Here is a 25,660-nt window from a genome sequence, read left to right on the forward strand (position 1 = left end):
ATGTCATCATGTTTTTGCTAACAGAAACATGATCGACATGGCTGGGGAGCAAGATGGAATCAGATGCAGCGCTGCGCTGCATCGCTTCCACCTTCAAGGAGAATGATCATGAACGTCGATTATCAAATCAGCAGCAGGAGCTCCCACGCCATCTGCGCCGTGATCGCCCTGGCTACCACGGCTGTGCTGATGTGGCTGGTCTTCACGGTGGCCGGCGATTATTACGTGGCCGATGCACAGGCCGCGGCCGTTGCCACCCAGACCGTGGCCCAGGCGGATATCCCCGCCAGCAGCATCGTCCATGTCCACCCATAGCGGTGGCTGGACTTATGTTACAGATGACATATTCGAAGGCCCGCGCCGACATGGCGAAACGCTGAGAGCGGGCGAGAATACCCTCAGCGCGCCACTGCCGGCGCGGCCGACAGGAGAACAGTATGCAGACCACGCAAATCGCCATGCCGCTGGCCACGGGCCAGGATCAAAAGCTGGAAGTCGCTGAGCTGATCGGCGTTGTATATACAGAAATACCACCGGTGGAACAGCGCCACCTGCTGTCACAGATCCTCAAGCCGCTGGGATTGTTGTCGCTGGCGGCCGTGGCCAATGGCGTGTTTGCCCGGCTGTGGCTGCGCGGCGACAGCCAGCATGAACACCTGCGGCTGGACGACGCGCACAACCTGCCGCCCGGCGATATCGTCACGCTGGTGCACTTCGTGCAGCAGGTGAGCGCCGAAACCATCGAGGGCCTGGCCAGCACCCTGTGCACGTCGCCCACGCTGGTGGGGTCGGCGGCGGCGGCCATGCTGCTGCGGGTGCTGATGCGGCGGATACAGGAAAGAAGCGAGGAGCGCCGCGAGGAACGCCGCGGCGCGCGGCCGGCTGGCGCCCATTGAAAACTTGTATACCATCAGAACAGGGTATCGACGTCGCTGGCCAGGCGGTAGCCGGCGCCGCGCTCGGTGACGATCAGCTTGGGCGCGGTCGCGTCTTCTTCCATTTTCACGCGCAGGCGGCGGATCTGCACGTCGATCGAGCGGTCATAGACTTCCGCCTCGTGCAGGCGCGACAGCGACAGCAGCTGGTCGCGGCTCAGCACGCGCTGCGGCGAGCGGCACAGGGCGTTGAGCAGGCTGAATTCGCCATTCGACAAGTCGACCAGCGTGCCATCGGGCGCCGTCAGGCGGCGCGTGCGCAAGTTCAGCTCCCAGCCCGAAAAACGGAACGCGCGGCGGCTGCCATCGCGCTCGGGCAAAGTGGCTTGCACCTGGTAGCGGCGCAGCACGGCGCGCACCCGCGCCAGCAATTCACGGGGGCTGAACGGTTTTGTCACGTAATCGTCGGCGCCCAGTTCCAGTCCCATCACCCGGTCCGCTTCTTCATTGCGTCCCGTCAGCAGTATGATGGGCACGGTGGCGCGTTCGCGTACCTGGCGCGCCAGGTTCAAGCCGTCTTCACCGGGCAGTTTCAAGTCCAGCAGCACCAGGTCGACGGCATGCGCTTCGAGCGCGGCAAACATGGCGCTGCCCGTGTGCACGCAAGTGACGCGCATCTCGTTATTACCCAGGTATTCAGCCACCAGTTCGCAAATGGCGGCATCATCGTCCAGCATCAGGATATGCGGCGCAACGGAGTTAGTCATGTTCAGTCATCAATCGTCGGTGGGGGCCAGGGCAGGAGCAAGATCGGGCATGGATGATATCGTAGCAGAAGCAAAGCCCTTGCTGCGCCGGTCCATCGTGCTGGCCCTGATTATTTCTGCCGTCATGATATTGGTGGCAAGCTTGTCGCTGCTGCATCTGCGGCGCGAAGCGATCGATACCCAGGGCCGCGAATTGCGGCTGCTGTCGCTGGCCCTGACAGCCGAAGTGGGGCGCGGCTTGCAGGGCGTCGATGAGGGATTTCGCGCCATGCAGACGGAATTGCGCGAAGGCCGGCTGCCCACCAGCGGCCCGCTGGCCGCACGCGTGCTGAAAACGCATGTGGACTTGATGCCGATGGTGCAGAATTTATGGCTGTTCGACGAGCAGGGCCAGGTATTGGCGGCAGCCGACGCCAGCCCGCCGCCGGCGCTGGCCTCGTTTGCGCCATCGCTGGACAGCCTGCAGGGCGACCAGGTCGCCATCAGCCGGCCGTATGCGGCGGCGCCCGGTGCGCCGGCCAAGGTAGCGATGGCGGCGCACTTTCCCGCCGATGGCAGTCGTCCCGGTGGCTGGTTCGTGGCGGCCTTGCCGGCAGAATCGCTGCTGGGCGCGTTTTCCATCGCCTCGCCCGCACCGGACGCCCGCATGGCCGTGTTCCGCACCGATGGCGTGCGCCTGGCCGGCGCCATCGTGGCGGGAGCCAAAATAGGCGAGGCGCAGCTGGCGCGCCGCCTGGCCGCCATGCAGGATAGCGCCGTGCGCCACTTCCACGATGACAGCGAACGCCTGGTCGCCATGCACAGCCTGCAGCAATTCGGCATCGACGTGGTGCTCACGCGCGACCTGGGCGTGATGCTGGTCAGCTGGCGCCAGGCCGTGCGCCTGACCCTGGCCGTGGTGGCTTTCCTGCTGCTGGTACTGGCCGTATCGGTGTACTACATCGTCCGCGCCGATGCGCGCCGGGCGCTGGCGCAGCAGGCCTTGCAGGCGCAGCAGGCGCGCAGCAGCAAATTCAGTTCGCTGGGCGCGCTGGCCGGCGCCGTCGCGCATGACTTCAATAATGTGCTGGCCGCGATCATCGGTTATGGCGAGATGGCGCAGGATGCGGCCGTCGAGGGCAGCGCCCAGCGCCGCCACCTGGACATGGTGATCAAGGCGGCCTTGCGCGGCAAGACCCTGGTGGCGCGCATCCTCACCTTCAGCGGCGGCGGCGCGCGCGCATCGACTTCGTTTGACTTGAAAGCCATCGTCGAAGAAGTGCTGGCCATGCTGGAAGGTTCGCTGCCGGCCGGCGTCACATTGCAAGGGCAGCTGCAGCTGGACGAGGGCAGGGCCAATGGCGACCCGACCCAGGCGTTTGAGGCCATCATGAACCTGTGCACCAACGCCATGCAGGCGATGCCGTCCGGTGGCGCGCTGACGGTGGGACTGCGCCGCGTGCAGGTGGAGCAGGCGCGCATCCTGTCGCACAGCCGGCTCGAAGCGGGCGCTTATCTTGAGCTGAGCGTGGCTGACGAAGGCCGCGGCATCTCGCCGGAAGTGATGGAACACCTGTTCGAACCATTCTTTACCACCCGTGCCCAGGAGGCGGGCACGGGCCTGGGCCTGGCCGTGGTGCATGGCGTGGTGGCGGAATTCGGCGGCGCCATCGACGTGCGCAGCAAAGTGGGGCGCGGCTCGGTATTCACCATCTTCCTGCCCGAATCGACCGATACGGACGACGATGGCCAGCTGGCCGCCACGCCCGTCAACGGCGCGCCGCAGACCGTCATGGTGATCGACGACGATCCCGACCTGGTGGCGATGGTCGAGGAAATGCTCAGGGAGATGGGGTATGACACGGTCGGCTACACGGAATCGCCGGCCGCGCTGCAAGCCTTGCTGGCCGAACCGCAGCGTTATGCGCTGGTGATTACCGATGAAGTGATGCCTAGCCTGAGCGGCACGGCGCTGGCCCAGGTGGTGCATGCGCAATTGCCGGACTTGCCGCTGGTGTTACTGAGCGGCTATGGCGGCCCCTTGATGGCGGCCAAGGCCACGGCGGCTGGCGTGTCGCAACTGATGCTCAAACCGTTGCGGCGCGAAGAGCTGGTGCAGGTGATGGCGGAATTGCTTCCTCACTCACTGCCGCGCGCCTGAGGCTGAATTCAAGCCCAGCAGCAGGTCGAACAGGTCCGGCGCCTGCTTGTCCTGGCCTGCCTTGCTCATGCTGGCGAGCGAGCCCGGTGTCGGTCCGCCATCGCCAGCGGCATGGTTGAAGTAGTTGAAGTCGAGCTTGATCTTGTCCTGCAGGTCGCTGGCGTAATCTTCCGGGTACAGCGCCTGTTCCAGCTTGGGCAAGCCCTCGAAATGCGACAGCACCGACTTGAAGAAATCGGTCATCTTGCCGGTGGTATCGTATTCGTGCATGGCTTGCGCCACCACTTGCGTGCGCCAGGCCTGCTCTTCATCGTAGGCCTGCGTATAGGCGGCGCGTCGTTCATTGACGGTAAACGTGCCGCTGTCGTCGTGGGTGATGGTCGCCAGTTGCTCGCGCGACAGCCCGGCAAACGGATTGGGGCCCCTGCCATCGATAAAAGCGGTGGCGGCAGCGGCCGACCTGGCCGACGCGGCGTCGTTCGGTTGCGGCAACTGCCTGGCGGCCGCTTCCTTGTGGGCCGCGTCCAGCGGATAGTTGATGTCCTTGATGTTGCCATTGAGCTTGGCCGCCAGCGCCTGATGGTCCAGGCCCTGGATGTTCGCGCTGGTGGACGACTCGGCCCGCGACAAACGGCCCGCCAGGGTGGAGATTACCGTCGTGTCCGACACGGCGCCAGCGCTTGCTGTTTCAGCCGTTTTTTCCGTTGCCGCCGCCTTGCTGGCAGTGGCGTTGACTGAAAGGGCATTATTTTCCCGCGCCATGCTGCTTGCCGAGGCAGTAATATTTACCATTGCACACTCCTTGATCGATAAATATTACTTTATCACAATTTATAATTTCTTAACTTGTTCTTAACTTATGCCGTACTTTGTGCGCCGCCAAACAATTGTTCGCTGCCCCGGCGCGATGCGGCCACGGCTGCATCGCCACGCAAACGTAGTCCTTCTTCATAGCGGGCAATCGCTGGCAGCAGCCCGGATTTACCATTGGCGACATCCAGCAAGGTTTGCAATAGCGCTGCCGCATCGGCCAGCGCCGTATTGGCGCCCAGGCCGCTGGCGGGACTCATGGCGTGGATGGCGTCGCCCAGCACGGTGACAGGACTGGTTTTCCACGGTTGGAGGGGACTAGCGTGGCGGATGGGCGCCACCGTGATGGCGGCAGGGTCGGCCAGGTCGAACAGGTGTTTCAAGGACGGCGACCAGTTGGCCGTGATGCGGGCGATACAGCCCGGCAAATCCTGCTCCATCCCCGGAAAACGTTCGCGCCTGCCTATCATGGCCCAGTACAGATAGTCGGAAATCGGCGTGATGAGGATGTCAGCCGGCACTGCCTGCGTCGTCATCGCGTCGATCACCACTGCCAGGCCAGGTTCAAACAGCACTGACGTGCCCGATTGCAGTGCCTGTGCGACCCGGTGCGTGGCGGCGTCCAGGCTGGTTTGGCCATACAGGCAGATAGCGCCAGACTCTTTCGGCCGCAGACCGGGAATACGCTGCCCCATCACGGCCGAATGCACGCCATCGGCGCCGACCAGCACATCGGTCACCACGCTGCTGCCATCGCTGAAGTGGACAACTATCTTGTCATCGGCCTTCTCCGTGTAACGTTTGAAGGCCTTGCCGAAGTGCACGTGCTCGACTATGCCGGTCAACAGGACTTCACGCAGGCTCAGGCGGTTGATGCGCAAATCGGGTTCTTGATCCTCTTGCCAGTCATCTACTCCTTTGTCATGCAAGGTGCAGAGTTGCGCGTCGATCATGCGCACGCCGGGCGAAGGCGGGGCGCCGCACTGTTTCAATCGTGAGTACGACTGCGGCGGCAGGCAGGCGGCCAGCGCGGCCAGGCCAGTCTGGTCCAGCCGCAACCGGTAGCCCTGGCGACGGCTGTTGGTGGCCGCGTCCTTTTCGTAGATATCGCAAGCGATGCCCGCCTGCTGCAAGCCTTGCGCCAGGCACAGGCCGCCGATGCCGGCGCCGATGATGGTGATGTGGAAGGAAGTGGTATTCATGCTGATCCTTGCGGTAGAGGTCGATACAGCATTATTCGACAGCAAGTCTCTGACGTGATAACGTTGCCAAGACATAAAATAATGAATTTGAGCCATGCAGGAAGCAGAGGACAGCACCCCGGATTTCAGCGAACTGGCCGATGGTCCACCGCTGATCGTCCAGTGGAGCGATGACGGCGCCGCCAGCCAGTTTCGGCTGGGCACGCGCGAGGTCGACTGGCATCGCCATGTGCGGGGACAGTTGATGTGCGTCGAGAGCGGACTGGTACATGTGCGCACGCGGCACGGTTCGTGGATCTTGCCGCCACACCGGGCCGGCTGGCTGCCGCCGGGGCAGGAGCACAAGGTCAGTATTTCCGGGGCGTTGAGCGGCTGGAATGTGTTGCTGGCTCCCTACGCCTGCGCCGGCTTGCCACCCCAGCCTTGCGTGATTGGCAGTAGCGAGGTGCTGGTCGCCCTGGTGCGCCGCGCCGCCAAATGGCCGCAATTGGCGCCATTCACTGCGGCCCAGCAGCGGATGCTGGCCGTGCTGCTCGACGAATTAGCGGATGCGCCACAGGAAGCCTTGCATTTGCCCATGCCAACGGACCGCCGCCTGCTGGCCGTGGCCAACGCCGTGCTGGCTCAGCTTGATAGCCAGCGTACCTTGCAGGAATGGGCAAGGTGGGGCGCCATGTCGGCCCGCACCCTGAGCCGCTTGTTTCCTGCCGAAACCGGCATGAGCTTTGCCCAGTGGCGCACGCAAGCCGCTTTGCTGCATGCGCTGGAAAGGCTGGCAAACGGCGACGCCGTGGCCGAGATTGCCTACAGCCTCGGTTACGCCACGCCCAGCAACTTTATCGCCATGTTCCGCCGCAGCCTGGGCGTCTCGCCAGGGCGTTACTTCGCAGCTTGAGGCAGCAATTGCCGCGATTTTTCATATAGCAGCTTTGCTTTCGCCTGGTCGCCCTTGGCCTGCCAGGCTTCGGCCAGGCTGTCCCAGGTATTGGCCGAGGCAGGGAACAGCACGGTATTGAGTTCGAACACGCGCAGGGCGGCGTCCAGCCCCAGGTTCTCGCGCAGCATGTAGCCCGTATTGTTGATGGTCTGCTCCAGCGCCGCACCCTGTACCGGACTGTGGGCTTGCAGTGATTTCGCTTGCGCGGTCGTGTCAAAGGCGGGGGCCAGCGCGGCCTGGATCAATTGCTCGGAAACGACTTCTGCCGGAAACTGGTCCGGCGCGGCGGCGGCCATCACGCTATTGACCAGGCTGCGCGACCAGACGTTTCTGGCGCTGCCATTGGTCAGGTAAATGATGGTGTAGCGGTCGCCGTCCAGGCCGCCCCGGTAGGCGACGCGGGCACGCACCTTGGTGCCGCCGTCATGGCCGACTTCATGGTAGGGACCCATCTCGCCCGTTTCCCAGCCCGTGGCAAAGCCGGCGCGCCGGCCTTTGGGCGGTACAGGCGTTTGCCAGAACTGCTGCAAGGCCGCCTTGCCGACCAGTTTGCCATCTGTCAGCGCCTGCAGGAAGCGGCTCAGGTCGTTCAGCGACATATACAGATCGCTATGGCCATGGGCGTACGCCGGCCACGACCACTCCTGACTTGGCTGCAAGAGACCATCCTTGCCTGTATAACTGCGCGCCACGCCAGTCCTGGGCAGATCGGTGGCGCCCAGGTAGGTGTGTTTCAGGCCCAGCTTTTGCAGGATGCGCTCATCGGCGATGCGCTCATACGGTTTGCCATAATGGGCTTCGAGCAGGGCGGTGACCACCAGGTAGTTGGTCTGCGTGTAGCGCGTGTCCGTGCCCGTGGGAAATTGCAGCGGCTGCTCCGCCAGGCCGTCCAGCGCTGCCTGCAGGCTGGCGGGAAACGGCGCGCGGGGGCCATCTTCCGTGGTCTGGGCAGCGCCATAATACTCGGGCACGCCCGACGTGTGATTGAGGAACTGGCGCACCGTGATCTGCTGCCAGGCTTGCGGCAAGCCCGGCACATACAGGCTGGCGGGCTTGTCCAGTTCGACTTTCCCTTGTTCCACCAATTGCATGGCCAGGGTGCTGGCAAGCAGCTTGCTCAGCGAATAGATAGGAAACACGGTATCGGCCGTGACGTCTTCCCCGCTGGCCTGGTCAGTTTTGCCATCGGCGCCGCGGAATAGCACCTTGGCGCCATGGGCAATAAATACCGCCTGGCCGCCGATGCCGTAGCGCTGCGCATTGAGATGCATTTGCCCGCTGACGGCTTGCGCCGGCGACGTTGCTGCAGCAGCATGGGCCGCGTGCGGGACCAGTAGAGCCAATGGCAGGACGAAGCGGAAGAGGGGACGCAGTATCAAGGAAGCTCCTCATGGCGATGGTAAATTTGTTGGCGGAAGCATATCACCATTTAATGCTCGGCAGCCACATCCCCATGGTGGCGACAGCGATGCCGATACTCATGGCCAGAGTACACAGGACCAGCACGGCGGCCATGCCGAAACGGGCAGCCGTGCCGCCATGTGCACGGCACAGCAGGTACAGCTGCAGCACGGCCAGCGGCAGCAGATACTGGGCATACGACAGGAAACTCAGGAACGGTCCTGTAAAAGTGTCGGGATTAAAACCCGAGGGGCCGCCATGCAGGGCGATCCAGAACATCAGGCCGACGCGGAAAAACCAGACGCCGCTGACCGCCAGGAATAGCCGCAGCGCCCAGCGGCTGTGCGCCGCAAAATCGCGCTGCAGGGCGCGCCACAAGGCCATGCCGGCAAACAGCAGCACCAGCACGGCGTTCAGGCTGGTGCCCAGATGCTGCACCATGTCGCCCACGGCGCCGCGCAGCCACACCATATATAAGCCGGACAGGGCGGCCACCACTGCGCCTGCCAGGTAGATGCGCCCGTTCCAGCGGTGAAACACGGGCATGCGGCGGCGTATTGGCGGCGCCAGTTGCAGCGCGCCGCCCAGCATGACGATCAAGGCCAGCAGCAGATGAGCGCCCGTGACCAGATTGCCGGCCGTATCGCCCGGCACATGGCCACGCGTCATCACATGGTTCCAGCCTTTGAAATTGCCGCGCACGGCGCTGCCGCCATACAGGGCCAGGATATAGACGGCAAAGATGCCCTGGCCGATGACGGTGGCCGCGAACCAGAAGGTGGTGGCCGAGACCAGGGCGGTGATCGACCAGCCTTGCAGTTGTGGGGGCGCTGGCAGTGTGGCAGTAGCTGAAGGCATTTGTGAATCCCTGTGAGTTGTTTGATCCTCACGATAGGCAGTTGCCGCCTCGCCAACAACGGTGGCTGGGCAAACTTGCGATGAACGGCGGTTTTCGGGACTTGAACGACGGTGGCAGAGCGGTTATTGTGACGGGATGCCAAACATGCCACTCACATTCACCGGGCGCGGTCTTGCCGCGCTGCTGCCGACCGCCAGGCATGCGCTGATCGTGCTGGTGTTTACGCTGGTGCTGTCGTGGGGGCTGCATTTGTTCAGCGGCACGCCGTATCCGGCCGTGTTCGGGCGCATCGGTTTTATCGGCGCGGCCCTGCTGCTGGCGTATTCGGTGGCAGGGGTGTTGCATCCGCGCTGGCTGTCGCCGTCCGTCGCGCGCCTCGCCGCCGTGGTGGTCACGGCGCCCATCGCGGCCCTGGTCACGGCCATCGTTGCCCAGCGCGGCCAGTTCATCGCTCACCTGAGCCAGATGGAAAACCTGATCGGCCACATCCTGATGGTGTTCCTGGCGCTGCTGTTCGGCATCCTGTTTTCCCTGCTGGCCATGCGCCGCGAACGCCACGAACGCGAACGCACGGAGCGGCTGCAGGCCGAGCTGGAAAAGAACCGGCTGGAGCGCGAATTGCTGGACGCGCGCCTGCGCCTGTTGCAGGCGCAGATCGAGCCGCACTTCCTGTTCAATACCTTGTCCAACGTGGAAGCGCTGGTAGCTTCCGGTTCCAGCAACGCCGGCCCCGTGCTGCGCCATCTGATCGCCTATCTGCGCGCCGCCATGCCGCGCCTGAACGATGCCGAAGCCACTTTGGCGACGGAATTGCAGCTGGTGCGGGCCTATCTGGAACTGATGCATTTGCGCATGCCGGACCGGCTGCAGTTTTCCGTCACCGACGTGCCCCAGGCGGCCAGCTTGCGTTTTCCTGCCATGTCCTTGCTGACCCTGGTGGAAAACGCCGTGCGCCACGGCATCGATCCGGGCATGGAAGGCGGACGTATCGACGTCGGCGGCCTGCGCGACGCCGGCACGGGCAAGATGATCTTTTGGGTCAGCGACACGGGCGTGGGCATGTCGGAAACGGCCCGGCCCGGCGTGGGCCTGGCGAATCTGCGCAGCCGCTTGCAAACCTACTATGGCGCCAGCGCCCGCCTGGAGCTGCATGAAGTGGCGCCCCATGGCGTGCGGGTTGAACTGCATTTTATCCCTGGAGAAACCCCATGACGCGCACCAGCGCACTGATCGCCGACGACGAACCGCTGCTGCGCGAGCGCCTGCGCACCCATCTGGCAACCCTGTGGCCCGCCCTGCAATTGCTGGACGACGCCCGCAACGGCCCGGAGGCGCTGGAACTGTTCGAGCTGCACCGGCCGCAGGTCGTGTTTCTCGATATCCATATGCCGGGCTTGAACGGCATCGAGGTGGCGCGCGCCCTGGCCCGCCGCGCCCACCTGGTGTTTATCACGGCCTATGAGCAATATGCCGTGCAGGCATTCGAGCAGGGCGCCATCGATTACCTGGTCAAGCCCATCGACCCGGCGCGCCTGGCCGATACGGTGCAGCGCTTGCAAGGCCAGCTGGCCAGTCCGCTACGAACCAATCCATCGCTGGACGCCGTGCTGGAACAGCTGGCCTGGCGATTGGTGGCCCAGCCCCGGCCATGGCTGCAATGGATCAAGGCGTCAGTGGGAAACAGCGTGCGCCTGATTCCCGTCGAGCAAGTACGTTTCCTGCGCGCCGAGGACAAATACACGCAGGTCGTCTGGGACGAAGGCGTGGTCCTGATACGCAAGAGCATCCGCGAACTGGCCGAACAGCTCGATCCCGGCCGTTTCGTGCAGACGCACCGCTCCGTCATCGTCAACCTGGGCTGCGTGAACGAGGTGGTGCGGGGCATGAATGAAACGGCCGAGCTGCATCTGCGCGGCAGCGGTGAAACCTTGCCCGTCAGCCGCAATTACCTGTATCACTTCCGGCAGATGTAATTAAGAGGCTGGCCGTTTTGCGGCCCAGCGCCGGTATTGCCGTGTCCGCAAGGCATTGCCGATTTGCTGGAAAATCAGGGCACGCAGGGGGCTGACGCCAGGTTGCGGTAATCGGCCCTGGCTCAAACGCTGGAGCTGGAACTTGACGGTCGCCATGTTGGCGGCCGCCGCATACAGCTTGTTTTTCCAGCTGACCGGTTTCAGCACGGGCACGCTATCGGCGCCCGCACGCCAGTCGCGCGGCAGCGATGGCTGCAGGGCCAGCGCCGTGGCGATGCCGGCCATGGCGATGCCGCTCTCAATCACTTCTTCCGCCACGGCGCGCCGGCGGATGCCGCCCGTTACCATCAGCGGCATATGGGCGACGGCAGCCACTTCCTTGGCGAATTCCAGGAAATACGCTTCGCGCGCCAGGGTGCGTCCATCGCGCGCCTCGCCCTGCATGGCGGGCGCTTCGTAGCTGCCGCCCGACAATTCGACCAGGTCCACCTGCAAATCGTTCAGCATGGTCACCACGTGGCGGGCGTCTTCCAGGCTGAAGCCGCCGCGCTGGAAATCGGCTGAATTGAGTTTCACGGCAACGGCAAACGTGGGCGCCACGGCGGCCCGCACGGCCTTGACGACCTCGACCAATAACCTGGCCCGGTTGGCGATGGAGCCGCCCCAGCGGTCCTGGCGCCGGTTGCTGAGCGGCGAAAGAAATTGGCTGAGCAAATAACCGTGCGCCGCATGGATTTCCACGCCCGTAAAGCCGCTTTGCTGGGCCAATCGGGCTGCGGTGACGAAACGCTGTATCACCTCGGCGATATCGGCTTCCGTCATTTCACGGGGTTGAGGAAAGATTTTGGAATGCTTGCCCAGGTCTACCGCGATGGCCGACGGCGCCAAGGTGACCTGCTGCATGGCGGCAGGCATTTGCCGGCCTGGATGGTTGATCTGCATCCAGAATTGCGCGCCACGGGCGCGGCCCGCCTGCGCCCAGTCCCTGAAACGCTGCAGGTGGGCATCATTTTCCAGCACCACGCCACCGGGCCCCGTCATGGCGCGGCCGTCGACCATGACGTTACCTGTCAGTATCAAACCGGCGTCGCCGTCGGCCCATTGCTGGTACAGCCGTCGTAATTGATCGGATGGCGCCTGGTCGGCATCGGCCATGTTTTCTTCCATGGCCGCCTTGGCCAGGCGGTTGGGGATGATTTGCCCGTTGGGCAAGGTGAGTGGAGTAAATAAAGTCTTCATGGTGCTGTTTTCCTGAAAAGAGGATGTCATGCAGGCCACTATAAGATTAAACCTCAGTTGAAGGTCAAGCACCTTTGACGCTTTTTGCTATGATTAAAGCTTAAGGCAAGCTTTAATGTTGAAGGGACAAGCGAGATGGGCATGAAAATCGGCGAACTGGCCAGACAAAGCGGCTTGAATGCGTCGCGCATCCGCTTTTACGAAGCGCGCGGCTTGCTGCATGCGGTGCTCCGTGGCGACAATGGCTACCGCAGCTACCCGCCCGAAGCGCTGCAGGTCTTGCGCATCATTACGGGCGCGCAAAAGGCAGGATTTTCCCTGGAAGAAATACGCAAGCTGATCCCGGCCGACTTGAACAGCTGGGACCACGCAGAACTGCTGCAGGCCTTGCGCCGCAAGGTGATCGACATCGCCGCAATGGAAGAGCAACTGCGGCAGAGCAGGGCAGAGATCGAGCGCCTGCTGGAGGTGATTGAGGCAAGACCGGCCGACATGGCGTGTGGCGACAATGCCAGGCGGGTGATGGGAGAGGTACGCTAGTAGTTATGCCGGAACAAGTTTATCGATCCGGCGCCACTGCCATACTTTTGAGTCAACCCTCAATTCATGCGCGCTGTTTTTGTGATTCGTAGACTTTCAGCTGGCAATAGGCAGCGCGCAGCAGCGGCACGTCCAGGCCGTGTTTTTCTGCCCGCTCGGCCATATTGCCCAGGATATCGTCCGATTCCAGCCGCGCAATATCCTGCGTGATATCGCGCATCATCGACGCCGCCCAGCTTGATTGTTCGTCGAGCAAGAGTCTGTCCATGCGCTGTACTGTCTCAGGGGCAAGATCAAATCCTTCTGCCGAGGCCACGCTGCGGCATTCCGCGATCGCTCTTTGCATCAGGCTGCGTCCGCCTGACGCCGCCAGGATGTCGGCCACCGTGCCGCGCATCAAGCAGGTCATCAGGGCGCCCGCTGCGATCATCACCCATTTGTCCCATAGGGCCTGGGTGATATTGTTTGAAAACGTGCGCGCGCCGGGGCTGGCGGCGTGCAAGGCCTGCGCCTGCTCGTGCAGCAGCGGCGTTCGGGCGCCAGTGATCACGACATCGTTCGCGCCCAGGTGCCGGATGGCGCTGTTTTCAGCGAGCATGGTGGCGATGTAGGCGACACCACCCAGCACCTTGTCCCTGCCGAAGCGTTGGTCCAGCCTGTCGTAGGCGCCGAGTCCGTTCAAAAAAGGCAGGATGGCGGTGGCCTGGCCCACGGCCGGTGCGATGGCGTCCATCGCCTGATCGAGGTCATAGCCCTTGCAGGTCACGATGACCACATCGTAATCGGCCTGGACGGTATCTTGCGTCACGGTCGGCACCGGTGCGTGAAAATTGCCGAGTTCGCTGTGCACTGCCAGGCCGTGCGCGGCGAGCAGGGCGGCGCGCTGTGGGCGGACCAGGAAGGTGACATCGGCGCCAGCCTGTATCAGGCGCGCTCCGTAATAGCCGCCGATGGCGCCGGCGCCCAGCATCAATACTTTCATGATGTGTTCCTCATAATGAATTGCAACACTGTGCATCACGCGTCTATGCACGCTGTCCGCCAATTTACCCGCATGACAACATATATGTCAATCATCATTTATGTAACCGGCAGCGATTTCGCTTACATAAATTCGATAATTCAACTATTATCGAAATATTGACTCATTACCTTGCTGATGGAGATGTTGCATGCTCACCGCTTTCCTGATTTTTCTTGCCACCCTGGTGCTGGTCATCTGGCAGCCCCGGGGCCTGGGCATAGGCTGGAGTGCCGTGATCGGCGCTGGCGTCGCCTTGCTGGCCGGCGTGATCCAGCTATCCGATATTCCCGTGGTCTGGCATATCGTCTGGAACGCCACTGGCACCTTTGTTGCTGTCATTATCATCAGCCTGCTGCTGGACCAGGCCGGCTTCTTTGAATGGGCGGCGCTGCATGTGGCGCGCTGGGGAGGTGGCAGCGGGCGCCGCCTGTTTGTGCTGCTGGTCTTGCTGGGAGCGGCCGTGGCGGCCCTGTTTGCCAATGATGGGGCGGCGCTGATCCTGACGCCCATCGTCATCGCGATGCTGCTGGAACTGAAATTTTCACCCAGGGCAACCCTGGCCTTCGTCATGGCGGCCGGTTTTATCGCCGACACGGCCAGCCTGCCGCTGGTGGTGTCGAACCTGGTCAATATCGTCTCGGCCGACTTTTTCAAGATCAGCTTTGCCCGCTATGCCAGCGTGATGGTCCCCGTCAATGTGGTGGCCGTGCTGGCCACCCTGGGCGTGCTGATGTGGTTTTTCCGCAAGGATATTCCCCGCGATTACGAGCTGTCGCAGCTCAAGCGCCCCGGCGCCGCCATCCGCGACCTGGCCACCTTCAAGGCCGGCTGGCTGGTGCTCGCGGTATTGCTGGTCGGTTTTTTCTGGCTGGAAGACCTGGGCGTGCCGATCAGCGCCGTGGCGGCCGTGGGCGCCGCTGTCTTGCTGGTGGTGGCGGCCAGAGGCCATGTCATCTCCACCCGCACCGTCATCCTGAATGCGCCCTGGCAAATCGTGGTCTTTTCGCTGGGCATGTATCTGGTCGTGTATGGCTTGCGCAATGCGGGCCTGACCAGCTACCTGACGGGCGTGTTGAATCACTTTGGGGATTACGGCGTGTGGGGCGCGGCCATGGGGACCGGTGTGTTGACGGCCGTGCTGTCGTCGATCATGAACAATCTGCCGACCGTGCTGGTGGGGGCATTGTCGATCGAACCAGCCACGGCGCATGGCGCGGTGCGGGAGGCAATGATCTACGCCAATGTCATCGGCAGCGACCTGGGGCCGAAAATCACGCCGATCGGCAGCCTGGCCACCTTGCTGTGGTTGCATGTGCTCGACAGCAAGAATATCCACATTTCCTGGGGATATTATTTCCGCGTTGGCATCGTGCTGACCTTGCCGGTGCTGCTGCTGACCCTGGCGGCGCTGGCAGTGCGACTCAGTTGATGTTTTAAGGCGATTTTTTCGTCACGCCTATCATCGCGCCAAAGTCCGGGCCCACTTCAAACACCTCGCCCGGATACATGCGCGAGACGCTGCCGTCCAGGTACAGGGCGTCATTGCAGGCCAGTTTTTCGCGCAGGAAGCGGGCAAACATGTAGAAGCTCACCACGTCGCGCGACACTACCAGGGTCAAGGTATTGCCGGGGCCCGTGCAAGCCGCGTTGCGGATTACGCGGTTGTCGGAATCGGGCATGAACAGGGTATTGATCTGGCCGTGGTAAATCAGGATGGGGCCTGACTGCGTGGCGAAGTTGACGCCGGCGAGCAGGGTGTCGCGGTGTTTGGACAGCTGGTCCGTATCGATGATGGCGGCGCGCCGGTCGCCCAGCAGCAGTGCGCCGTTGGGCTGGAGATAGAAATTGCCGTAGGCATTCTTGCGTTCGTTGAGCTGGCGTTTGATGAGGCCATCTTCGATATACAGGCCGCGCGGGCGCAAATCCGTGTCATAGATGCCGGCATTGGTCGCGCACACCAGTTCTTCGCCACGCTGGCGCAGCCATAGTTTCAGCTGGTTCAGGCGCCGGAATTCCTGGCCCCGGTCATCCTTCCAGTACATGCGCACGGCATCCTTGTCGAGATCAATCTTGCAGACGCTGTAGCCCGTTTCCTGGAACACATGGCGACTCAACTCCGCTGCCGGTGCAAGCAAGGGCAGGGCCAGCGCGGCGCAGGCAAGGAGGCGCCGTGGCGCAAGCAGGGTTCGGACTATCTTCAACAGCGGCATCTTCTTTCATGATCATGGGCCGGGAGCGCCAGCTCCAGGGATACTGGCGCTGGCGCGGCCAACATGATACCAGTCCGGGCGACTATCGGCATGCGCCGGACGGTGGCCTCAAGCTTTTTTGCAGATGATGTAGAAGAACGGGAAATTCTCGTGAATTTTGCGGATCTCCAGCAAGCCTGCCTGGCCAAACTCGGCCTGTATCGAGACTTCGTCATAGAAAAACATGTGTACGCCCTCATGGATTTCATAGCGGTCCTGGCCCAGGCGCCTGCCCTGGCCATAGGTGGGTGCCTGCCTGGAGATGGCCGTAAACACCATCAGCCCGCCCGGCGCCAGTTGCCGGTAGCAGTCGCGCACCAGCTTTGCCCGTTCGCCGCTATCGAGCAAATGGATCAGCGCGTAGCAAAAGATGCCGTCGTAGCTAGCCTCATCGAAGGGCATCTGCGTGACGGAGCCGTGGTGGATGGCTACCGCCGGCCCGAGATGCTTGCCGGCCAGCGCGATGGCCGTCTGCGAGATTTCGATGCCCGTGACCTGCATGCCCTTGTCCCTGAACACCTGTGCATTGCGGCCATAACCGATGCCCGGTATCAGCACCTGGCGCAGGGATTGTTCGGCAAACAGGTCGCTGGCCAGCACGGCAGAAAGGGCCGGCGCCATGCCCCACATTTCCTGCTTGTCCTGGAAATTGGCTTCCCAGAATTCAGTTTTTGACATGGTAATCCTTTCAGGCAGGTTTATTCGTGGCCGTCGATAGTCCAGTTGCCAGCGCGGCACAAGGCGTCGAAATCGACCAGCAAGTCGGCCAGGGTCACGCTTTGCAAGCGGGCATTGAGCAGCGCCTCGGCTTCCTGCAGGGCGCCATCGAGGGCCTTGTCCACGGCCCGCGCCACTGCGCAGGCGGGATTGGCTTCATCGCCGCCGATATAAAACAGGCGCGGGCCGCCGACGGCGCGGTGAATATCGAGCAGGCTGGTAGTGTGCAGGTCGCAAACGATGGTCCAGCCGCCGCCATGGCCTTTGAGCGAGGAGACATACCCGGCTTCGCGCAGGCCGGCCATGGTCCGGCGCACCACGGCGGGATTGGTGTCGAGCATCTTGCCGATTTGTTCCGACGTAAAAGGCCCGTCGTGGCGGGCCATGTGCAGCAGCACATGCAGCATGCGCGACAAACGGCTGTCATTTCTCATGGTTACTCCTCGAGTTTGTGCTCATCTTCATGCGGCAAGAATATCACGATACTTTATATGTTACAAATAATGAAGACATGCCTGTCGCCGGCGGCCGTGTCTTGCTGCCGGAAGTGGGTGGGCGAATGCCGGAAAGTGCGTGGCGGCAACGCAATCGTTGCTTCAGGCGCAAAAAATCATTGCATTTCAGGGTAATTGTTTATTTTTTGAGCAAAGATGATACTTGTCTGTATGCAAGTTTTTGATTGCATGGCGAGATTTTCAACTCTGGAATAACAATGATCAGACAGCGTAAACTGGGTTCGGCTGGACTGGCCGTTTCGGCCCTGGGATTCGGCTGCACGGGGCCGGGTGGCGCCTATGGTGCAGCCGATGACAGCGCAGCCATCGCGGCCATCCACCGGGCGATCGAATTGGGCGTCACGCTCTTCGATGCCACCGAGCAATGTGGGGTATTCGAGCATGAAAAATTGCTCGGACGGGCACTGCAGGGCCGTCGCGAACAAGTGATTCTTGCCACCCAATCCGCTTTCAGGCGCACGCAGGGCCAGCCCATCGATATCGATAGCCATCCCGCGTCTATCAGGCTGGCGGTCGAACGATCATTGCGCCGCCTGGGCACTGACTATATCGATCTGCTTTATCTGCACAGTGGCAGTGCGTTGGCGCCGATCGAGGACATGGTGGGGACGACGGCGGATTTGGTGCGGGAAGGCAAGGTGCGGTTTTTGGGCCTGTCTGAAGCCGGGGCCGGCGCTATCCGCAAAGCCCATGCAATCCATCCTGTCAGTGCTGTGCAGGGCGAGTATTCCTTGTGGGAACGTAATCTGGACACCGATATCCTGCCGGTATTGCGGGAACTGGGCATCGGCCTGGCGGCTGGCAGTCCGCTGGGACCCGGATACATGACGGGAGCGGCAAAACGCGCCAGCGACTATCCGGCTGCCGATTGCCGCCATCCGCAGCCGAAAGCGCAAGCCGTCAATCTTGACGTCCATGTCCAGCTGGCCAGGGTGCTCGGCGACATTGCCGATGCCAGGAACCTGCGTCCCGGCCAGATCGCACTTGCCTGGACGCTGCACAAGGGGGACGACATCGTGCCCATTCCCGGCGCCAGACGCCGAAGCTCTCTCGAACACAACCTCGCTGCACTCGCCATTACGCTCGATGCAAGGGAGCTGGAGCAACTTGAGCGTAGCCTGAAAAACGTCGCGGGCCGGCGTTGCCGGCTTGTGCCAGACGAAATGGCAACAGCGTGCAGGGCAGGCTAGCTTGGCTTACACTGCAGGAAATTTAGTCATTCCTCAGGAGAATAGCCATGCACCTGCTTTCCGCCATGGAAGCCTTTGTTTATGTGGTCGAGACGGGCTCGTTTTCGGCGGCGGCGCGGCGCTTGCGCATCGGCCAGCCCGCCGTCTCGAAGACCATTGCCCAGCTGGAAGCCGAACTGGGCGTGCATCTGCTGTTGCGTTCCACGCACGGTTTGACGCCCACCGAATCGGGCCAGAATTTTTATGAACATGCGCGCCGCACCCTGGAAGCGGCCGAAGAAGCCGTGCTCGCCGCGCAAGGCCCGCGCGCGGCATTGTCGGGTCGGCTGCGTGTCAGCGGTCCCGTGACGTTCGTGCGCCTGCACCTGATGCCGCATCTGCCCGACTTCCTGGCCGCGCACCCGGCGCTCGATATCGATCTGTTCCTGGAAGACCGCAATATCGACTTGATCGAGGCGGGCGTCGACGTGGCCTTGCGCATGGGCGTGCAGACCGATTCGGCGCTGACCGCCCGGCGCCTGGGGCACAATCCCCGCCTGGTGATGGGCACGCCCGATTATTTTGTCCGCGCCGGCGTGCCGCAGAGTCCGCAAGAGCTGGAGCAGCACCAGGCCGTGATCTACGACTTGCGCGGCGGCGGCAGCAGCTGGACCTTCCGCCAGGGCAATCATGAAGTGGCGGTCAGCGTGCGCGGGAGGCTGCGTTCGACCGGCATGGAAGCCGTGCGCGAGGCGGTGCTGTCGGGTATCGGGTTGGGCATCATGTCGGAATGGATGTTTCGCCGTGAATTGGCCAGCGGCCAGATCGTGTCCGTGCTGCAAGACTGGAGCTTGCCGCCGATCGACCTGTGGGCCGTATCGCCGTCCGGCCGCGCGGCCAGCGCCAAGACGCGCGCCTTTGTTGCCTTTGTCGCAGAGCGGGTCTTCGGCACCACGCTTCCGTGATTGCTTATTCTTTGCGGGAATAAGCAATATTCCCCGGGCCGGTCTTCCAGCCGCTGATAGCCGACTCCATACTTGTTTCATGGGCGCCAACTCTGGCGCCCCCTTTGGAGGAAGCATCACATGACGTATCCTGATACCCCATTATTTATCGGCGGCCAATGGCGCGACGCCGCCAGCGGCAAGAGCATCGCTGTTTTCAACCCGGCCGACGGCCAGCAAATCGGCCGCGTGGCGCAGGCCGGACTCGCCGACCTCGACGCAGCACTGGCCGCGGCACAACAAGGCTTCGAGGCCTGGCGCGAGCTGCCTGCCATCGAGCGCGCCGCTACCATGCGCCGCGCCGCCGCACTGTTGCGTGAACGCAGCGAATCGATTGCCGCCCTGATTACGCAAGAGCAGGGCAAGCCGCTGGCCGAAGCGCGCTTTGAGGTAGGCGCTGCCGCCGAAATTACCGAATGGTTTGCCGACGAAGGCATGCGGGTCTATGGCCGCATCGTGCCATCGCGCGATGCGAATGTGCAGCAACTGGTGCTGAAAAGCCCGGTCGGCGTGGTGGCCGCTTTTACCCCCTGGAATTTTCCTGTCGGCCAGGTGGTGCTGAAACTGGCCGCCGCGCTGGCGGCCGGCTGCTCTATTTTGCTCAAGGCGCCCGAAGAAACCCCAGCCAGCCCGGCCGAGCTGATCCGCGCCTTTGCCGACGCGGGCGTGCCTGCGGGCGTGGTGGGCCTGGTGTATGGCGATCCGGCGCAGATCTCCAGCTACCTGATCCCGCATCCCATCGTGCGCAAGGTCACTTTCACGGGTTCCACCGCAGTCGGTAAGCAATTGGCTGGCCTGGCTGGCCAGCACATGAAACGGGCCACCATGGAACTGGGCGGCCACGCGCCCGTGATCATTGCCGAAGACGCCGACATCGCGGTGGCGATAGAGGCGGCCGCTACCGCCAAGTTCCGCAATGCCGGCCAGACCTGCATCTCGCCCACGCGTTTCCTCGTGCATGACAGCCTGCACCAGCAATTCGTGGCGGGCCTGGTCGACTGGGCTGAAAGCCTACAGCTGGGCAATGGCATCGATCCGGCAACACAGATGGGCCCGCTGGCCAATGCGCGCCGGGTGAGCGCCATCGATGCACTGGTGGCCGACGCCGTCCAGAAAGGCGCCAAACTGCTGACGGGCGGCAAGCGCATCGGCGGCGCAGGCAACTTTTATGCGCCCACCGTGCTCGACGACGTGCCGCTGGACGCCCGCGCCTTCAATGAAGAACCGTTCGGCCCGGTCGCCCTGGTGCGGCGCTTTTCCGACCTGGAAGACGCGATAGACGAAGCAAACCGCCTCGATTACGGCCTGGCCGCCTATGCATTTACGCGCTCGGCGAAAACGGTGCATGTGCTGTCGCAGCGCGTGGAAACCGGCATGCTGTGGCTCAACCAGCCGATGACGCCATCGGCCGAACTGCCTTTTGGCGGCGTGAAGAGTTCCGGCTACGGCACCGAAGGCGGGCCGGAAGCGGTCGAGGCTTACCTCAATACCCGCGCCATTTCCGTGACCCACGTCTGAACGGGGCCGATATGAAACTGTATTACAGCCCTGGCGACTGTTCCCTGTCGCCGCACATCATGGCACGGGAAGCGGAAGTTGCTTGCGAACTGGTGCGCGTCAAGCTGCAGGACCACACACTGGATGATGGCAGTGATTTTTACGCCATCAACCCGCTCGGTTATGTACCGTATCTGCTACTCGATACCACCCTCAACTGGGCGCGACATGCCGGTCTCGACTTGCAGGGCTTGCCCAGGCTACAAGCTTATCACCGGCGCGTGGCCCGGCGCCCGGCCGTGCAAGCGGCCATGCAGGCTGAAGGCCTGACCTTTTTATCGATCTGATCTGGAATTAACGATGTCTGCTCATAACATTTTCACTTTGCCGTCCGCGACCGACGAGGTCACGCCATTTACCGTCCACGTACCGCAGGCCGCCATCGACGACTTGCGCTTGCGCCTCAGCCTGACCCGCTGGCCAGACCAGGAAACCGTGAGCGACTGGTCGCAGGGCGTGCCCCTGGCTGCCGCCAGGTCGCTTGTGGATCACTGGCTGAACCATTACGACTGGCGCCAGTTTGAAGCGCGCCTGAACAGCTACCCGCAATTTCGCACCAAAATCGATGGTGTCGGCATTTATTTCATCCATGCCCGCTCGCCGCATCTCAATGCCACGCCGATTCTGCTGACCCACGGCTGGCCCGGATCGGTGGCCGAATTCCTCGGCGTGATCGAGCGCCTGACCGACCCGGTCAAGTTTGGCGGCAAGCCTGAAGACGCCTTCCACGTGGTGGTGCCGGCAATTCCCGGTTATGGCTTTTCAGACAAGCCGGCCGAACCGGGCCGGAATCCGGCGCGCATCGCCCGTGCCTGGAGCGTGCTGATGACGGAACGGCTGGGCTACCATCACTGGGTGGCGCAGGGCGGCGACTGGGGCGCGGCCATCACCACCGCGCTGGCGGGCCAGGCGCCGCCAGGCTTGCTGGCTGCCCACGTCAACTTGCCGATGGTGGTGCCTGCCGAATTGCCGGCCAATCCGACGGCCGAAGAGCAAAGGGCGCTGGCCGATATCGAGCACTATGTGTCGAAGATGGCCGGTTATGCCAACCAGATGAACACGCGCCCGCAAACGGTGGGCTATGCCTTGAACGATTCGCCCGTGGCGCTGGCCATGTGGATGTATGAGAAATTCTGGGAATGGACCGACAACCAGGGCCGGCCGGAAGATGCCTTGACTCGCGAACAGATGCTCGACGACATTTCCCTGTACTGGTTTACCGGCACGGGGACATCGAGCGCGCGCCTGTACTGGGAAGGCGTGGGCAGCACCATCCGTGGCCCGGACTTCTTTTCCGGCGCCCGCTCCGGCGTGGCCCGCATCACCGTACCGATGGGCGCCAGCATTTTCCCCGCCGAAACCTTCCAGCCACCGCGCGCCTGAGCGGAAGCGACCTGGGCCAACCTGTTTTACTGGAACGAAGTGGAGCGGGGCGGCCATTTCGCGGCATTCGAACAGCCGGAAATCTTTGCCCGGGAACTGTGGCTGGCGTTCCGGCCATTCCGTGGACAGGCTGCGGGACAGTAAAGAGCAGCGAGCGCCGCCGTGACAATGTGCCTGTTTTTCAAATACGCCGAAAATAGTTGTAACAAGTGCTTGTTCAAGCCGACTTACTGAAACAAAACCTGCTGAACAAAAACCAAGGAGTGATCTTGAACACCAGATTGTCACGCGGCGTTGCCGCCGCCACCGCCATGCTGGCCACCACCCATGACCCAGCGTATCGGCCTGGGCCGCTTACAAATCAGCAAACTGGCCGACAACAACAGTGGCGATCCGCTAGTATTTATTCCTTTGCAATTGCCGACCGGCATAACGGCTTCCGACGATCCTGTTTTGAAGGAACGTAACGCCTCGTATGCCATTTCCCTGTCGCACCGTTTGAAACAGTAAGAAAGCTACCAAAGATGTCCGCACACCAAGCCAGCCCAGACACCACGCCCGATAGCTGGGAGCAGATCACGCGCGAGCGCGGCTTTCTGCTGCGCCTGGCGCAGCTGCAACTGGCGTCCAGCGCCGATGCCGAAGACGCGGTGCAGGAAACCCTGTTCGCCGCGCTGCGCAGCTGGGACGCTTATGCACAAAAGTCCACCGTGCGCAGCTGGCTGTGCGGCATCTTGCGCCACAAGATCGTCGATGCGATCCGCGTGCGCGGCCTTGGCATGGCGCCTATCGAGCATGACGATAGCGACGCCATCATCGATAGCTGGTTCACGGGCGACGATGCCTGGCATCCGGCCACCTTTGTCGATCACCTGTGCGGCGAAAAAATCGCGGAACGAAGCCAGCTCTTGGGCATCATAGAGTTATGCATGGCGCGTTTGCCGGAACAAAGTGCGCGGCTATTTTTGATGCGCGAATACCTGGGCATGGATTTATGCGAAATCGAGGCCGGTTGCCAGCTTAGCGCCGGCAATTTGCGCGTCATCTTGTATCGCGCGCGCATGCGTTTGCGCGACTGTGCCGTACGCGGCTGGGGAGAATTCACATGAGCCAGGAAGCACCGGCGTCATCCATCACTTGCCGCGACACCACTTACCTGGTGTGCGAAGCGCGCGACCGCAGCTTGAGCGCAGGCGAACAGGCATCGCTGGCTGGGCATATACAAACCTGTCCGTATTGCCAGGTTGCCGCGCAACAGTTCAGCCAGCTGTTTTCACAGCTGGACGCGTTACTGGCCCGCAGCCAGCCCTGAATAACACAACATCTAATTAAGGAGGCTGATATGCACCCATCCACCCCAAGTCCGGCCGAGCTGGTCGACGCCCTCAACAATACCTTCGGCAAGCATCCGGGCAAACGCGCCTCGCACGCCAAGGGTTTCTGCGCCAGCGGCGAATTCATCCCGGCCGAAAGCGCAGCAGTGCTGGTCGACAGCCCCCTGTTCAAGGCTGGCCGCTTGACGGCGATCGTGCGCTTTTCCATCGGCGGCGGCAATCCCGGCGTGTCCGACAAGAGCCGCTCGACGCGCGGCCTGGCGATCCGGCTGCAAGGCGCCACGGAAAAATACGACCTGGTGCTGTTGTCGGAACCCGTATTCTTCGCCGCCACGCCCGAATCGTTCGTCAGCTTTTTAGCGGCGCGGGTGGCCGATCCGGTAACGAAAAAGCCCGATCCCGCCAAGCTGGCCGCGCACAATGCCGCTTTTCCGGATGGCATGCGCCAGCCAGCCTTGCTGGCCAGCCACGCAGCGCCCGCGTCCTACGCCAGCACGCCTTATTTTTCCAATAACGCCTTTGTGTTCACCAATGCCGACGGCAGGCAGGCCACGGCGCGCATCGTCGTCGAACCGGCTGCCGGCACCCGGTACCTGAGCGCCGACCAGGAACGGGACTTGCCAGATAATTTCCTGCAAGAAGAATTGGCAGCGCGCCTGGCGAATGGCCCCGCATCGTTCACCGTGTACGCGCAATTGCCGGCCGAGAACGATTCCTTGCTGGACTCCAGCCAGCCGTGGCAAGGTGCAGGGCGGGTGGCCTTGGGCGAACTGCGCGTGACGGCATTGGCCGGGGCCGAGTTGTGCGACGGCCTGGAATTCGTGCCCATCATTTTGCCGCGCGGCATCGCGCCATCGGACGACCCGATCCTGGCCTCGCGCGCGGCCGCGTATGCGGTCTCGCTGGCCCGGCGCAAGGCGGCTTAGGCAGACCGGGCAGGCCGGGCAGGCCGGGCCGGCCGGTACATGCGGCATTCGGCCGCCAACGCCAGCAAGTTCGGATCGCGTTCGCGGCTGTTGAGCATCAGCAGGGTAATCAGCTGGTGCGACGCGTATTTGGCCTGCAGCGGCAGCAGTTCCAGGCGCGAGCTGAAGGCGCTGACCCGGCCTGGCAGCAGGCTGTAGCCGAGGCCGCCGCTGACCATATTAATCAGAGAAAAAATGTCGCCCACCCGCATCGCCGTGTGCGGCACGAAACCGGCCAGTGCAAACGCATGGTTAAAGCTTTGCGCCGTGACAAAGCCTTCGTTGAGCGTGACGAATTTTTCATCGCGCAGCGCCTGCAAGTCGACGGGGCCTGTGCCCGCATACGGCGAGTCGGGCGGCGCGGCCAGGAAGATATCGTCCTGGAACAGCGGCACCGACACCAGGCTGGCATGGTTTTCTTCCCCTTGCTCGCCAATGATGATGGCGTCCAGGCGGCCATCGGCCAGGCTTTGCAGCAGGTCGCGGTTGGAACCCAGGGTCAGGTCGATATCGAGGCCCGGCCGGCGCAGTTTCAAGGCGATCACCAGTTGCGGTATGCAATGCAGGGTCAGCGAATACAGCGAACCGATCTTGAGCCGCACCGGATTGATGCCCGACATTTCGCGCACCTTGCGCACGCCTTCCTCGCATTCGGCCAGCGCGCGCCGCGCCGATTCGGCAAAGGTATAGGCCGCATGCAGCGGAATCAGGCTGCGTCCCTCGCGCTTGAACAGGGGGCAGCGCAAGCCGTCTTCCAGCGAGTGCAGTGCGCGGTGCACGCTGACGGTGCTCTGGCCCAGGGTTTCACCGACCCGCGCCAGGTTGTTCAACTCCATAAAGCTGAGGAATACTTCCAGCTTTTTCAGCGTGATTTCTTCGTTGATGGCCATTTTTTCCTCATTTTTATCGACTTCATTAACTTCAGAGTAATGATCATGGTAGCAGGTTGATTGAAAGCGCTGCGTTTTCTTTCTATCGTATGGTTTCGATAGAGCTCAAA

At 62.5% G+C, this 25,660-nt stretch carries 28 protein-coding genes; 17 read left to right on the forward strand and 11 right to left on the reverse strand.

Annotated elements, in window-relative coordinates; all coding sequences use genetic code 11:
* Positions 1 to 108 precede the first annotated feature (108 nt).
* Entirely contained in the window at positions 109 to 315 is a 207-nt protein-coding gene (locus ACL9RI_RS25060; RefSeq protein ID WP_422729186.1) for a hypothetical protein, read from the forward strand.
* A 122-nt stretch (positions 316 to 437) separates the two neighbouring features.
* Complete coding sequence (locus tag ACL9RI_RS25065) at positions 438 to 896, forward strand: hypothetical protein (RefSeq protein WP_422729187.1); 459 nt, start codon at positions 438 to 440, stop codon at positions 894 to 896.
* A 14-nt stretch (positions 897 to 910) separates the two neighbouring features.
* Here ACL9RI_RS25065 and ACL9RI_RS25070 read toward each other — a convergent pair whose 3' ends face one another.
* On the reverse strand, positions 911 to 1,642 hold the full coding sequence (locus tag ACL9RI_RS25070) for a response regulator (protein ID WP_422729188.1): 732 nt from the start codon (positions 1,640 to 1,642) through the stop codon (positions 911 to 913).
* A 49-nt stretch (positions 1,643 to 1,691) separates the two neighbouring features.
* Between ACL9RI_RS25070 and ACL9RI_RS25075 the strand changes: the two genes are divergently transcribed.
* On the forward strand, positions 1,692 to 3,782 hold the full coding sequence (locus ACL9RI_RS25075) for an ATP-binding protein (protein WP_422729189.1): 2,091 nt from the start codon (positions 1,692 to 1,694) through the stop codon (positions 3,780 to 3,782).
* Here ACL9RI_RS25075 and ACL9RI_RS25080 read toward each other — a convergent pair.
* A complete protein-coding gene (locus ACL9RI_RS25080; protein ID WP_422729190.1) occupies positions 3,765 to 4,574 on the reverse strand; it encodes a hypothetical protein in 810 nt (269 codons plus the stop codon). The genes ACL9RI_RS25075 and ACL9RI_RS25080 overlap by 18 nt on opposite strands.
* 65 nt (positions 4,575 to 4,639) lie before the next feature.
* Entirely contained in the window at positions 4,640 to 5,794 is a 1,155-nt protein-coding gene (locus tag ACL9RI_RS25085; RefSeq protein ID WP_422729191.1) for an FAD-dependent oxidoreductase, read from the reverse strand.
* A gap of 94 nt (positions 5,795 to 5,888) precedes the next feature.
* Between ACL9RI_RS25085 and ACL9RI_RS25090 the strand changes: the two genes are divergently transcribed.
* Entirely contained in the window at positions 5,889 to 6,689 is an 801-nt protein-coding gene (locus ACL9RI_RS25090; RefSeq protein ID WP_422729192.1) for an AraC family transcriptional regulator, read from the forward strand.
* Here ACL9RI_RS25090 and ACL9RI_RS25095 read toward each other — a convergent pair.
* Both ACL9RI_RS25095 and ACL9RI_RS25100 read right to left on the reverse strand, forming a co-directional pair.
* Positions 6,674 to 8,110, reverse strand: coding sequence for a serine hydrolase (locus ACL9RI_RS25095; RefSeq protein ID WP_422729193.1), 1,437 nt, complete (start codon positions 8,108 to 8,110; stop codon positions 6,674 to 6,676). The two genes, ACL9RI_RS25090 and ACL9RI_RS25095, sit on opposite strands and share 16 nt — an antisense overlap.
* Before the next feature lie 43 nt (positions 8,111 to 8,153).
* Entirely contained in the window at positions 8,154 to 8,990 is an 837-nt protein-coding gene (locus ACL9RI_RS25100; protein WP_422729194.1) for a DUF2306 domain-containing protein, read from the reverse strand.
* Positions 8,991 to 9,135: 145 nt separating this feature from the next.
* Between ACL9RI_RS25100 and ACL9RI_RS25105 the strand changes: the two genes are divergently transcribed.
* Complete coding sequence (locus tag ACL9RI_RS25105; RefSeq protein ID WP_422729195.1) at positions 9,136 to 10,203, forward strand: sensor histidine kinase; 1,068 nt, start codon at positions 9,136 to 9,138, stop codon at positions 10,201 to 10,203.
* A complete protein-coding gene (locus ACL9RI_RS25110) occupies positions 10,200 to 10,964 on the forward strand; it encodes a LytR/AlgR family response regulator transcription factor (protein ID WP_422729196.1) in 765 nt (254 codons plus the stop codon). Before ACL9RI_RS25105 ends, ACL9RI_RS25110 begins: the two co-directional genes overlap by 4 nt.
* Here ACL9RI_RS25110 and ACL9RI_RS25115 read toward each other — a convergent pair whose 3' ends face one another.
* Positions 10,965 to 12,203 carry an NADH:flavin oxidoreductase/NADH oxidase family protein gene (locus ACL9RI_RS25115; RefSeq protein WP_422729197.1) on the reverse strand — a complete coding sequence of 413 codons (1,239 nt, stop codon included), beginning with the start codon at positions 12,201 to 12,203 and terminating at the stop codon, positions 10,965 to 10,967.
* 141 nt (positions 12,204 to 12,344) lie between these two features.
* Here ACL9RI_RS25115 and ACL9RI_RS25120 point away from each other — a divergent pair, with 141 nt between their 5' ends.
* Positions 12,345 to 12,743 (forward strand): MerR family transcriptional regulator, encoded by a 399-nt coding sequence (locus tag ACL9RI_RS25120; protein ID WP_422729198.1) that lies wholly within the window; start codon positions 12,345 to 12,347, stop codon positions 12,741 to 12,743.
* A 64-nt stretch (positions 12,744 to 12,807) separates the two neighbouring features.
* On the opposite strand, the gene ACL9RI_RS25125 is transcribed toward ACL9RI_RS25120, so the two are convergent.
* A complete protein-coding gene (locus tag ACL9RI_RS25125) occupies positions 12,808 to 13,725 on the reverse strand; it encodes a 2-dehydropantoate 2-reductase (RefSeq protein ID WP_422729199.1) in 918 nt (305 codons plus the stop codon).
* A gap of 190 nt (positions 13,726 to 13,915) precedes the next feature.
* Here ACL9RI_RS25125 and ACL9RI_RS25130 point away from each other — a divergent pair, with 190 nt between their 5' ends.
* Positions 13,916 to 15,196, forward strand: coding sequence for an arsenic transporter (locus ACL9RI_RS25130; protein ID WP_422729200.1), 1,281 nt, complete (start codon positions 13,916 to 13,918; stop codon positions 15,194 to 15,196).
* Between the two features lie 4 nt (positions 15,197 to 15,200).
* Here the strand turns inward: ACL9RI_RS25130 and ACL9RI_RS25135 are convergent, their stop codons facing one another.
* The 3 genes from ACL9RI_RS25135 to ACL9RI_RS25145 form a co-directional block, all read right to left on the reverse strand.
* Positions 15,201 to 15,977, reverse strand: coding sequence for a phosphodiester glycosidase family protein (locus tag ACL9RI_RS25135; RefSeq protein WP_422729201.1), 777 nt, complete (start codon positions 15,975 to 15,977; stop codon positions 15,201 to 15,203).
* A gap of 108 nt (positions 15,978 to 16,085) precedes the next feature.
* Positions 16,086 to 16,694, reverse strand: coding sequence for a class I SAM-dependent methyltransferase (locus ACL9RI_RS25140; protein WP_422729202.1), 609 nt, complete (start codon positions 16,692 to 16,694; stop codon positions 16,086 to 16,088).
* A gap of 20 nt (positions 16,695 to 16,714) precedes the next feature.
* Complete coding sequence (locus tag ACL9RI_RS25145) at positions 16,715 to 17,167, reverse strand: Rrf2 family transcriptional regulator (RefSeq protein ID WP_422729203.1); 453 nt, start codon at positions 17,165 to 17,167, stop codon at positions 16,715 to 16,717.
* A gap of 278 nt (positions 17,168 to 17,445) precedes the next feature.
* Here ACL9RI_RS25145 and ACL9RI_RS25150 point away from each other — a divergent pair, with 278 nt between their 5' ends.
* The 9 genes from ACL9RI_RS25150 (at position 17,446) to ACL9RI_RS25190 (ending at position 24,621) form a co-directional block, all read left to right on the forward strand.
* Positions 17,446 to 18,438, forward strand: a complete 993-nt coding sequence (locus ACL9RI_RS25150) for an aldo/keto reductase (protein ID WP_422729204.1) — start codon at positions 17,446 to 17,448, stop codon at positions 18,436 to 18,438.
* A gap of 47 nt (positions 18,439 to 18,485) precedes the next feature.
* The gene (locus ACL9RI_RS25155) at positions 18,486 to 19,382 is read left to right on the forward strand and encodes a LysR family transcriptional regulator (RefSeq protein WP_422729205.1); all 897 of its coding nucleotides are present in this window, start codon (positions 18,486 to 18,488) and stop codon (positions 19,380 to 19,382) included.
* Positions 19,383 to 19,502: 120 nt separating this feature from the next.
* Complete coding sequence (locus ACL9RI_RS25160; RefSeq protein WP_422729206.1) at positions 19,503 to 20,939, forward strand: NAD-dependent succinate-semialdehyde dehydrogenase; 1,437 nt, start codon at positions 19,503 to 19,505, stop codon at positions 20,937 to 20,939.
* Between the two features lie 11 nt (positions 20,940 to 20,950).
* Positions 20,951 to 21,265: a hypothetical protein gene (locus ACL9RI_RS25165; RefSeq protein ID WP_422729207.1), complete on the forward strand. Its 315-nt coding sequence runs from the start codon at positions 20,951 to 20,953 to the stop codon at positions 21,263 to 21,265.
* A gap of 13 nt (positions 21,266 to 21,278) precedes the next feature.
* On the forward strand, positions 21,279 to 22,361 hold the full coding sequence (locus tag ACL9RI_RS25170; RefSeq protein WP_422729208.1) for an epoxide hydrolase family protein: 1,083 nt from the start codon (positions 21,279 to 21,281) through the stop codon (positions 22,359 to 22,361).
* Between the two features lie 327 nt (positions 22,362 to 22,688).
* On the forward strand, positions 22,689 to 22,871 hold the full coding sequence (locus tag ACL9RI_RS25175; protein ID WP_422729209.1) for a hypothetical protein: 183 nt from the start codon (positions 22,689 to 22,691) through the stop codon (positions 22,869 to 22,871).
* Positions 22,872 to 22,885: 14 nt separating this feature from the next.
* On the forward strand, positions 22,886 to 23,470 hold the full coding sequence (locus ACL9RI_RS25180; protein ID WP_422729210.1) for a sigma-70 family RNA polymerase sigma factor: 585 nt from the start codon (positions 22,886 to 22,888) through the stop codon (positions 23,468 to 23,470).
* Positions 23,467 to 23,673 carry a hypothetical protein gene (locus ACL9RI_RS25185; protein WP_422729211.1) on the forward strand — a complete coding sequence of 69 codons (207 nt, stop codon included), beginning with the start codon at positions 23,467 to 23,469 and terminating at the stop codon, positions 23,671 to 23,673. Before ACL9RI_RS25180 ends, ACL9RI_RS25185 begins: the two co-directional genes overlap by 4 nt.
* A 30-nt stretch (positions 23,674 to 23,703) precedes the next feature.
* Positions 23,704 to 24,621 carry a catalase family peroxidase gene (locus ACL9RI_RS25190; RefSeq protein ID WP_422729212.1) on the forward strand — a complete coding sequence of 306 codons (918 nt, stop codon included), beginning with the start codon at positions 23,704 to 23,706 and terminating at the stop codon, positions 24,619 to 24,621.
* Here ACL9RI_RS25190 and ACL9RI_RS25195 read toward each other — a convergent pair.
* Complete coding sequence (locus tag ACL9RI_RS25195) at positions 24,618 to 25,550, reverse strand: LysR family transcriptional regulator (RefSeq protein WP_422729213.1); 933 nt, start codon at positions 25,548 to 25,550, stop codon at positions 24,618 to 24,620. The genes ACL9RI_RS25190 and ACL9RI_RS25195 overlap by 4 nt on opposite strands.
* Positions 25,551 to 25,660: the final 110 nt, after the last annotated feature.

The sequence above is a fragment of the Janthinobacterium sp. Mn2066 genome (genome assembly GCF_049319705.1).
In the GTDB taxonomy this organism is placed as follows: domain Bacteria; phylum Pseudomonadota; class Gammaproteobacteria; order Burkholderiales; family Burkholderiaceae_D; genus Janthinobacterium.

What these genes read in the sequence shown, in the direction of transcription:
- ACL9RI_RS25075 (WP_422729189.1), top strand. Translation starts at nt 1,692, where the DNA reads ATGGATGATATCGTAGCAGAAGCAAAGCCCTTGCTGCGCCGGTCCATC.
- ACL9RI_RS25165 (WP_422729207.1), top strand. Translation starts at nt 20,951, where the DNA reads ATGAAACTGTATTACAGCCCTGGCGACTGTTCCCTGTCGCCGCACATC.
- ACL9RI_RS25090 (WP_422729192.1), top strand. Translation starts at nt 5,889, where the DNA reads ATGCAGGAAGCAGAGGACAGCACCCCGGATTTCAGCGAACTGGCCGAT.
- ACL9RI_RS25105 (WP_422729195.1), top strand. Translation starts at nt 9,136, where the DNA reads ATGCCACTCACATTCACCGGGCGCGGTCTTGCCGCGCTGCTGCCGACC.
- ACL9RI_RS25130 (WP_422729200.1), top strand. Translation starts at nt 13,916, where the DNA reads ATGCTCACCGCTTTCCTGATTTTTCTTGCCACCCTGGTGCTGGTCATC.
- ACL9RI_RS25100 (WP_422729194.1), bottom strand. Translation starts at nt 8,990, where the DNA reads ATGCCTTCAGCTACTGCCACACTGCCAGCGCCCCCACAACTGCAAGGC.
- ACL9RI_RS25150 (WP_422729204.1), top strand. Translation starts at nt 17,446, where the DNA reads ATGATCAGACAGCGTAAACTGGGTTCGGCTGGACTGGCCGTTTCGGCC.
- ACL9RI_RS25115 (WP_422729197.1), bottom strand. Translation starts at nt 12,203, where the DNA reads ATGAAGACTTTATTTACTCCACTCACCTTGCCCAACGGGCAAATCATC.
- ACL9RI_RS25185 (WP_422729211.1), top strand. Translation starts at nt 23,467, where the DNA reads ATGAGCCAGGAAGCACCGGCGTCATCCATCACTTGCCGCGACACCACT.
- ACL9RI_RS25060 (WP_422729186.1), top strand. Translation starts at nt 109, where the DNA reads ATGAACGTCGATTATCAAATCAGCAGCAGGAGCTCCCACGCCATCTGC.
- ACL9RI_RS25070 (WP_422729188.1), bottom strand. Translation starts at nt 1,642, where the DNA reads ATGACTAACTCCGTTGCGCCGCATATCCTGATGCTGGACGATGATGCC.
- ACL9RI_RS25085 (WP_422729191.1), bottom strand. Translation starts at nt 5,794, where the DNA reads ATGAATACCACTTCCTTCCACATCACCATCATCGGCGCCGGCATCGGC.
- ACL9RI_RS25170 (WP_422729208.1), top strand. Translation starts at nt 21,279, where the DNA reads ATGTCTGCTCATAACATTTTCACTTTGCCGTCCGCGACCGACGAGGTC.
- ACL9RI_RS25065 (WP_422729187.1), top strand. Translation starts at nt 438, where the DNA reads ATGCAGACCACGCAAATCGCCATGCCGCTGGCCACGGGCCAGGATCAA.
- ACL9RI_RS25145 (WP_422729203.1), bottom strand. Translation starts at nt 17,167, where the DNA reads ATGAGAAATGACAGCCGTTTGTCGCGCATGCTGCATGTGCTGCTGCAC.
- ACL9RI_RS25110 (WP_422729196.1), top strand. Translation starts at nt 10,200, where the DNA reads ATGACGCGCACCAGCGCACTGATCGCCGACGACGAACCGCTGCTGCGC.
- ACL9RI_RS25180 (WP_422729210.1), top strand. Translation starts at nt 22,886, where the DNA reads ATGTCCGCACACCAAGCCAGCCCAGACACCACGCCCGATAGCTGGGAG.
- ACL9RI_RS25125 (WP_422729199.1), bottom strand. Translation starts at nt 13,725, where the DNA reads ATGAAAGTATTGATGCTGGGCGCCGGCGCCATCGGCGGCTATTACGGA.
- ACL9RI_RS25080 (WP_422729190.1), bottom strand. Translation starts at nt 4,574, where the DNA reads ATGGTAAATATTACTGCCTCGGCAAGCAGCATGGCGCGGGAAAATAAT.
- ACL9RI_RS25155 (WP_422729205.1), top strand. Translation starts at nt 18,486, where the DNA reads ATGCACCTGCTTTCCGCCATGGAAGCCTTTGTTTATGTGGTCGAGACG.
- ACL9RI_RS25135 (WP_422729201.1), bottom strand. Translation starts at nt 15,977, where the DNA reads ATGCCGCTGTTGAAGATAGTCCGAACCCTGCTTGCGCCACGGCGCCTC.
- ACL9RI_RS25195 (WP_422729213.1), bottom strand. Translation starts at nt 25,550, where the DNA reads ATGGCCATCAACGAAGAAATCACGCTGAAAAAGCTGGAAGTATTCCTC.
- ACL9RI_RS25190 (WP_422729212.1), top strand. Translation starts at nt 23,704, where the DNA reads ATGCACCCATCCACCCCAAGTCCGGCCGAGCTGGTCGACGCCCTCAAC.
- ACL9RI_RS25140 (WP_422729202.1), bottom strand. Translation starts at nt 16,694, where the DNA reads ATGTCAAAAACTGAATTCTGGGAAGCCAATTTCCAGGACAAGCAGGAA.
- ACL9RI_RS25175 (WP_422729209.1), top strand. Translation starts at nt 22,689, where the DNA reads ATGACCCAGCGTATCGGCCTGGGCCGCTTACAAATCAGCAAACTGGCC.
- ACL9RI_RS25120 (WP_422729198.1), top strand. Translation starts at nt 12,345, where the DNA reads ATGAAAATCGGCGAACTGGCCAGACAAAGCGGCTTGAATGCGTCGCGC.
- ACL9RI_RS25160 (WP_422729206.1), top strand. Translation starts at nt 19,503, where the DNA reads ATGACGTATCCTGATACCCCATTATTTATCGGCGGCCAATGGCGCGAC.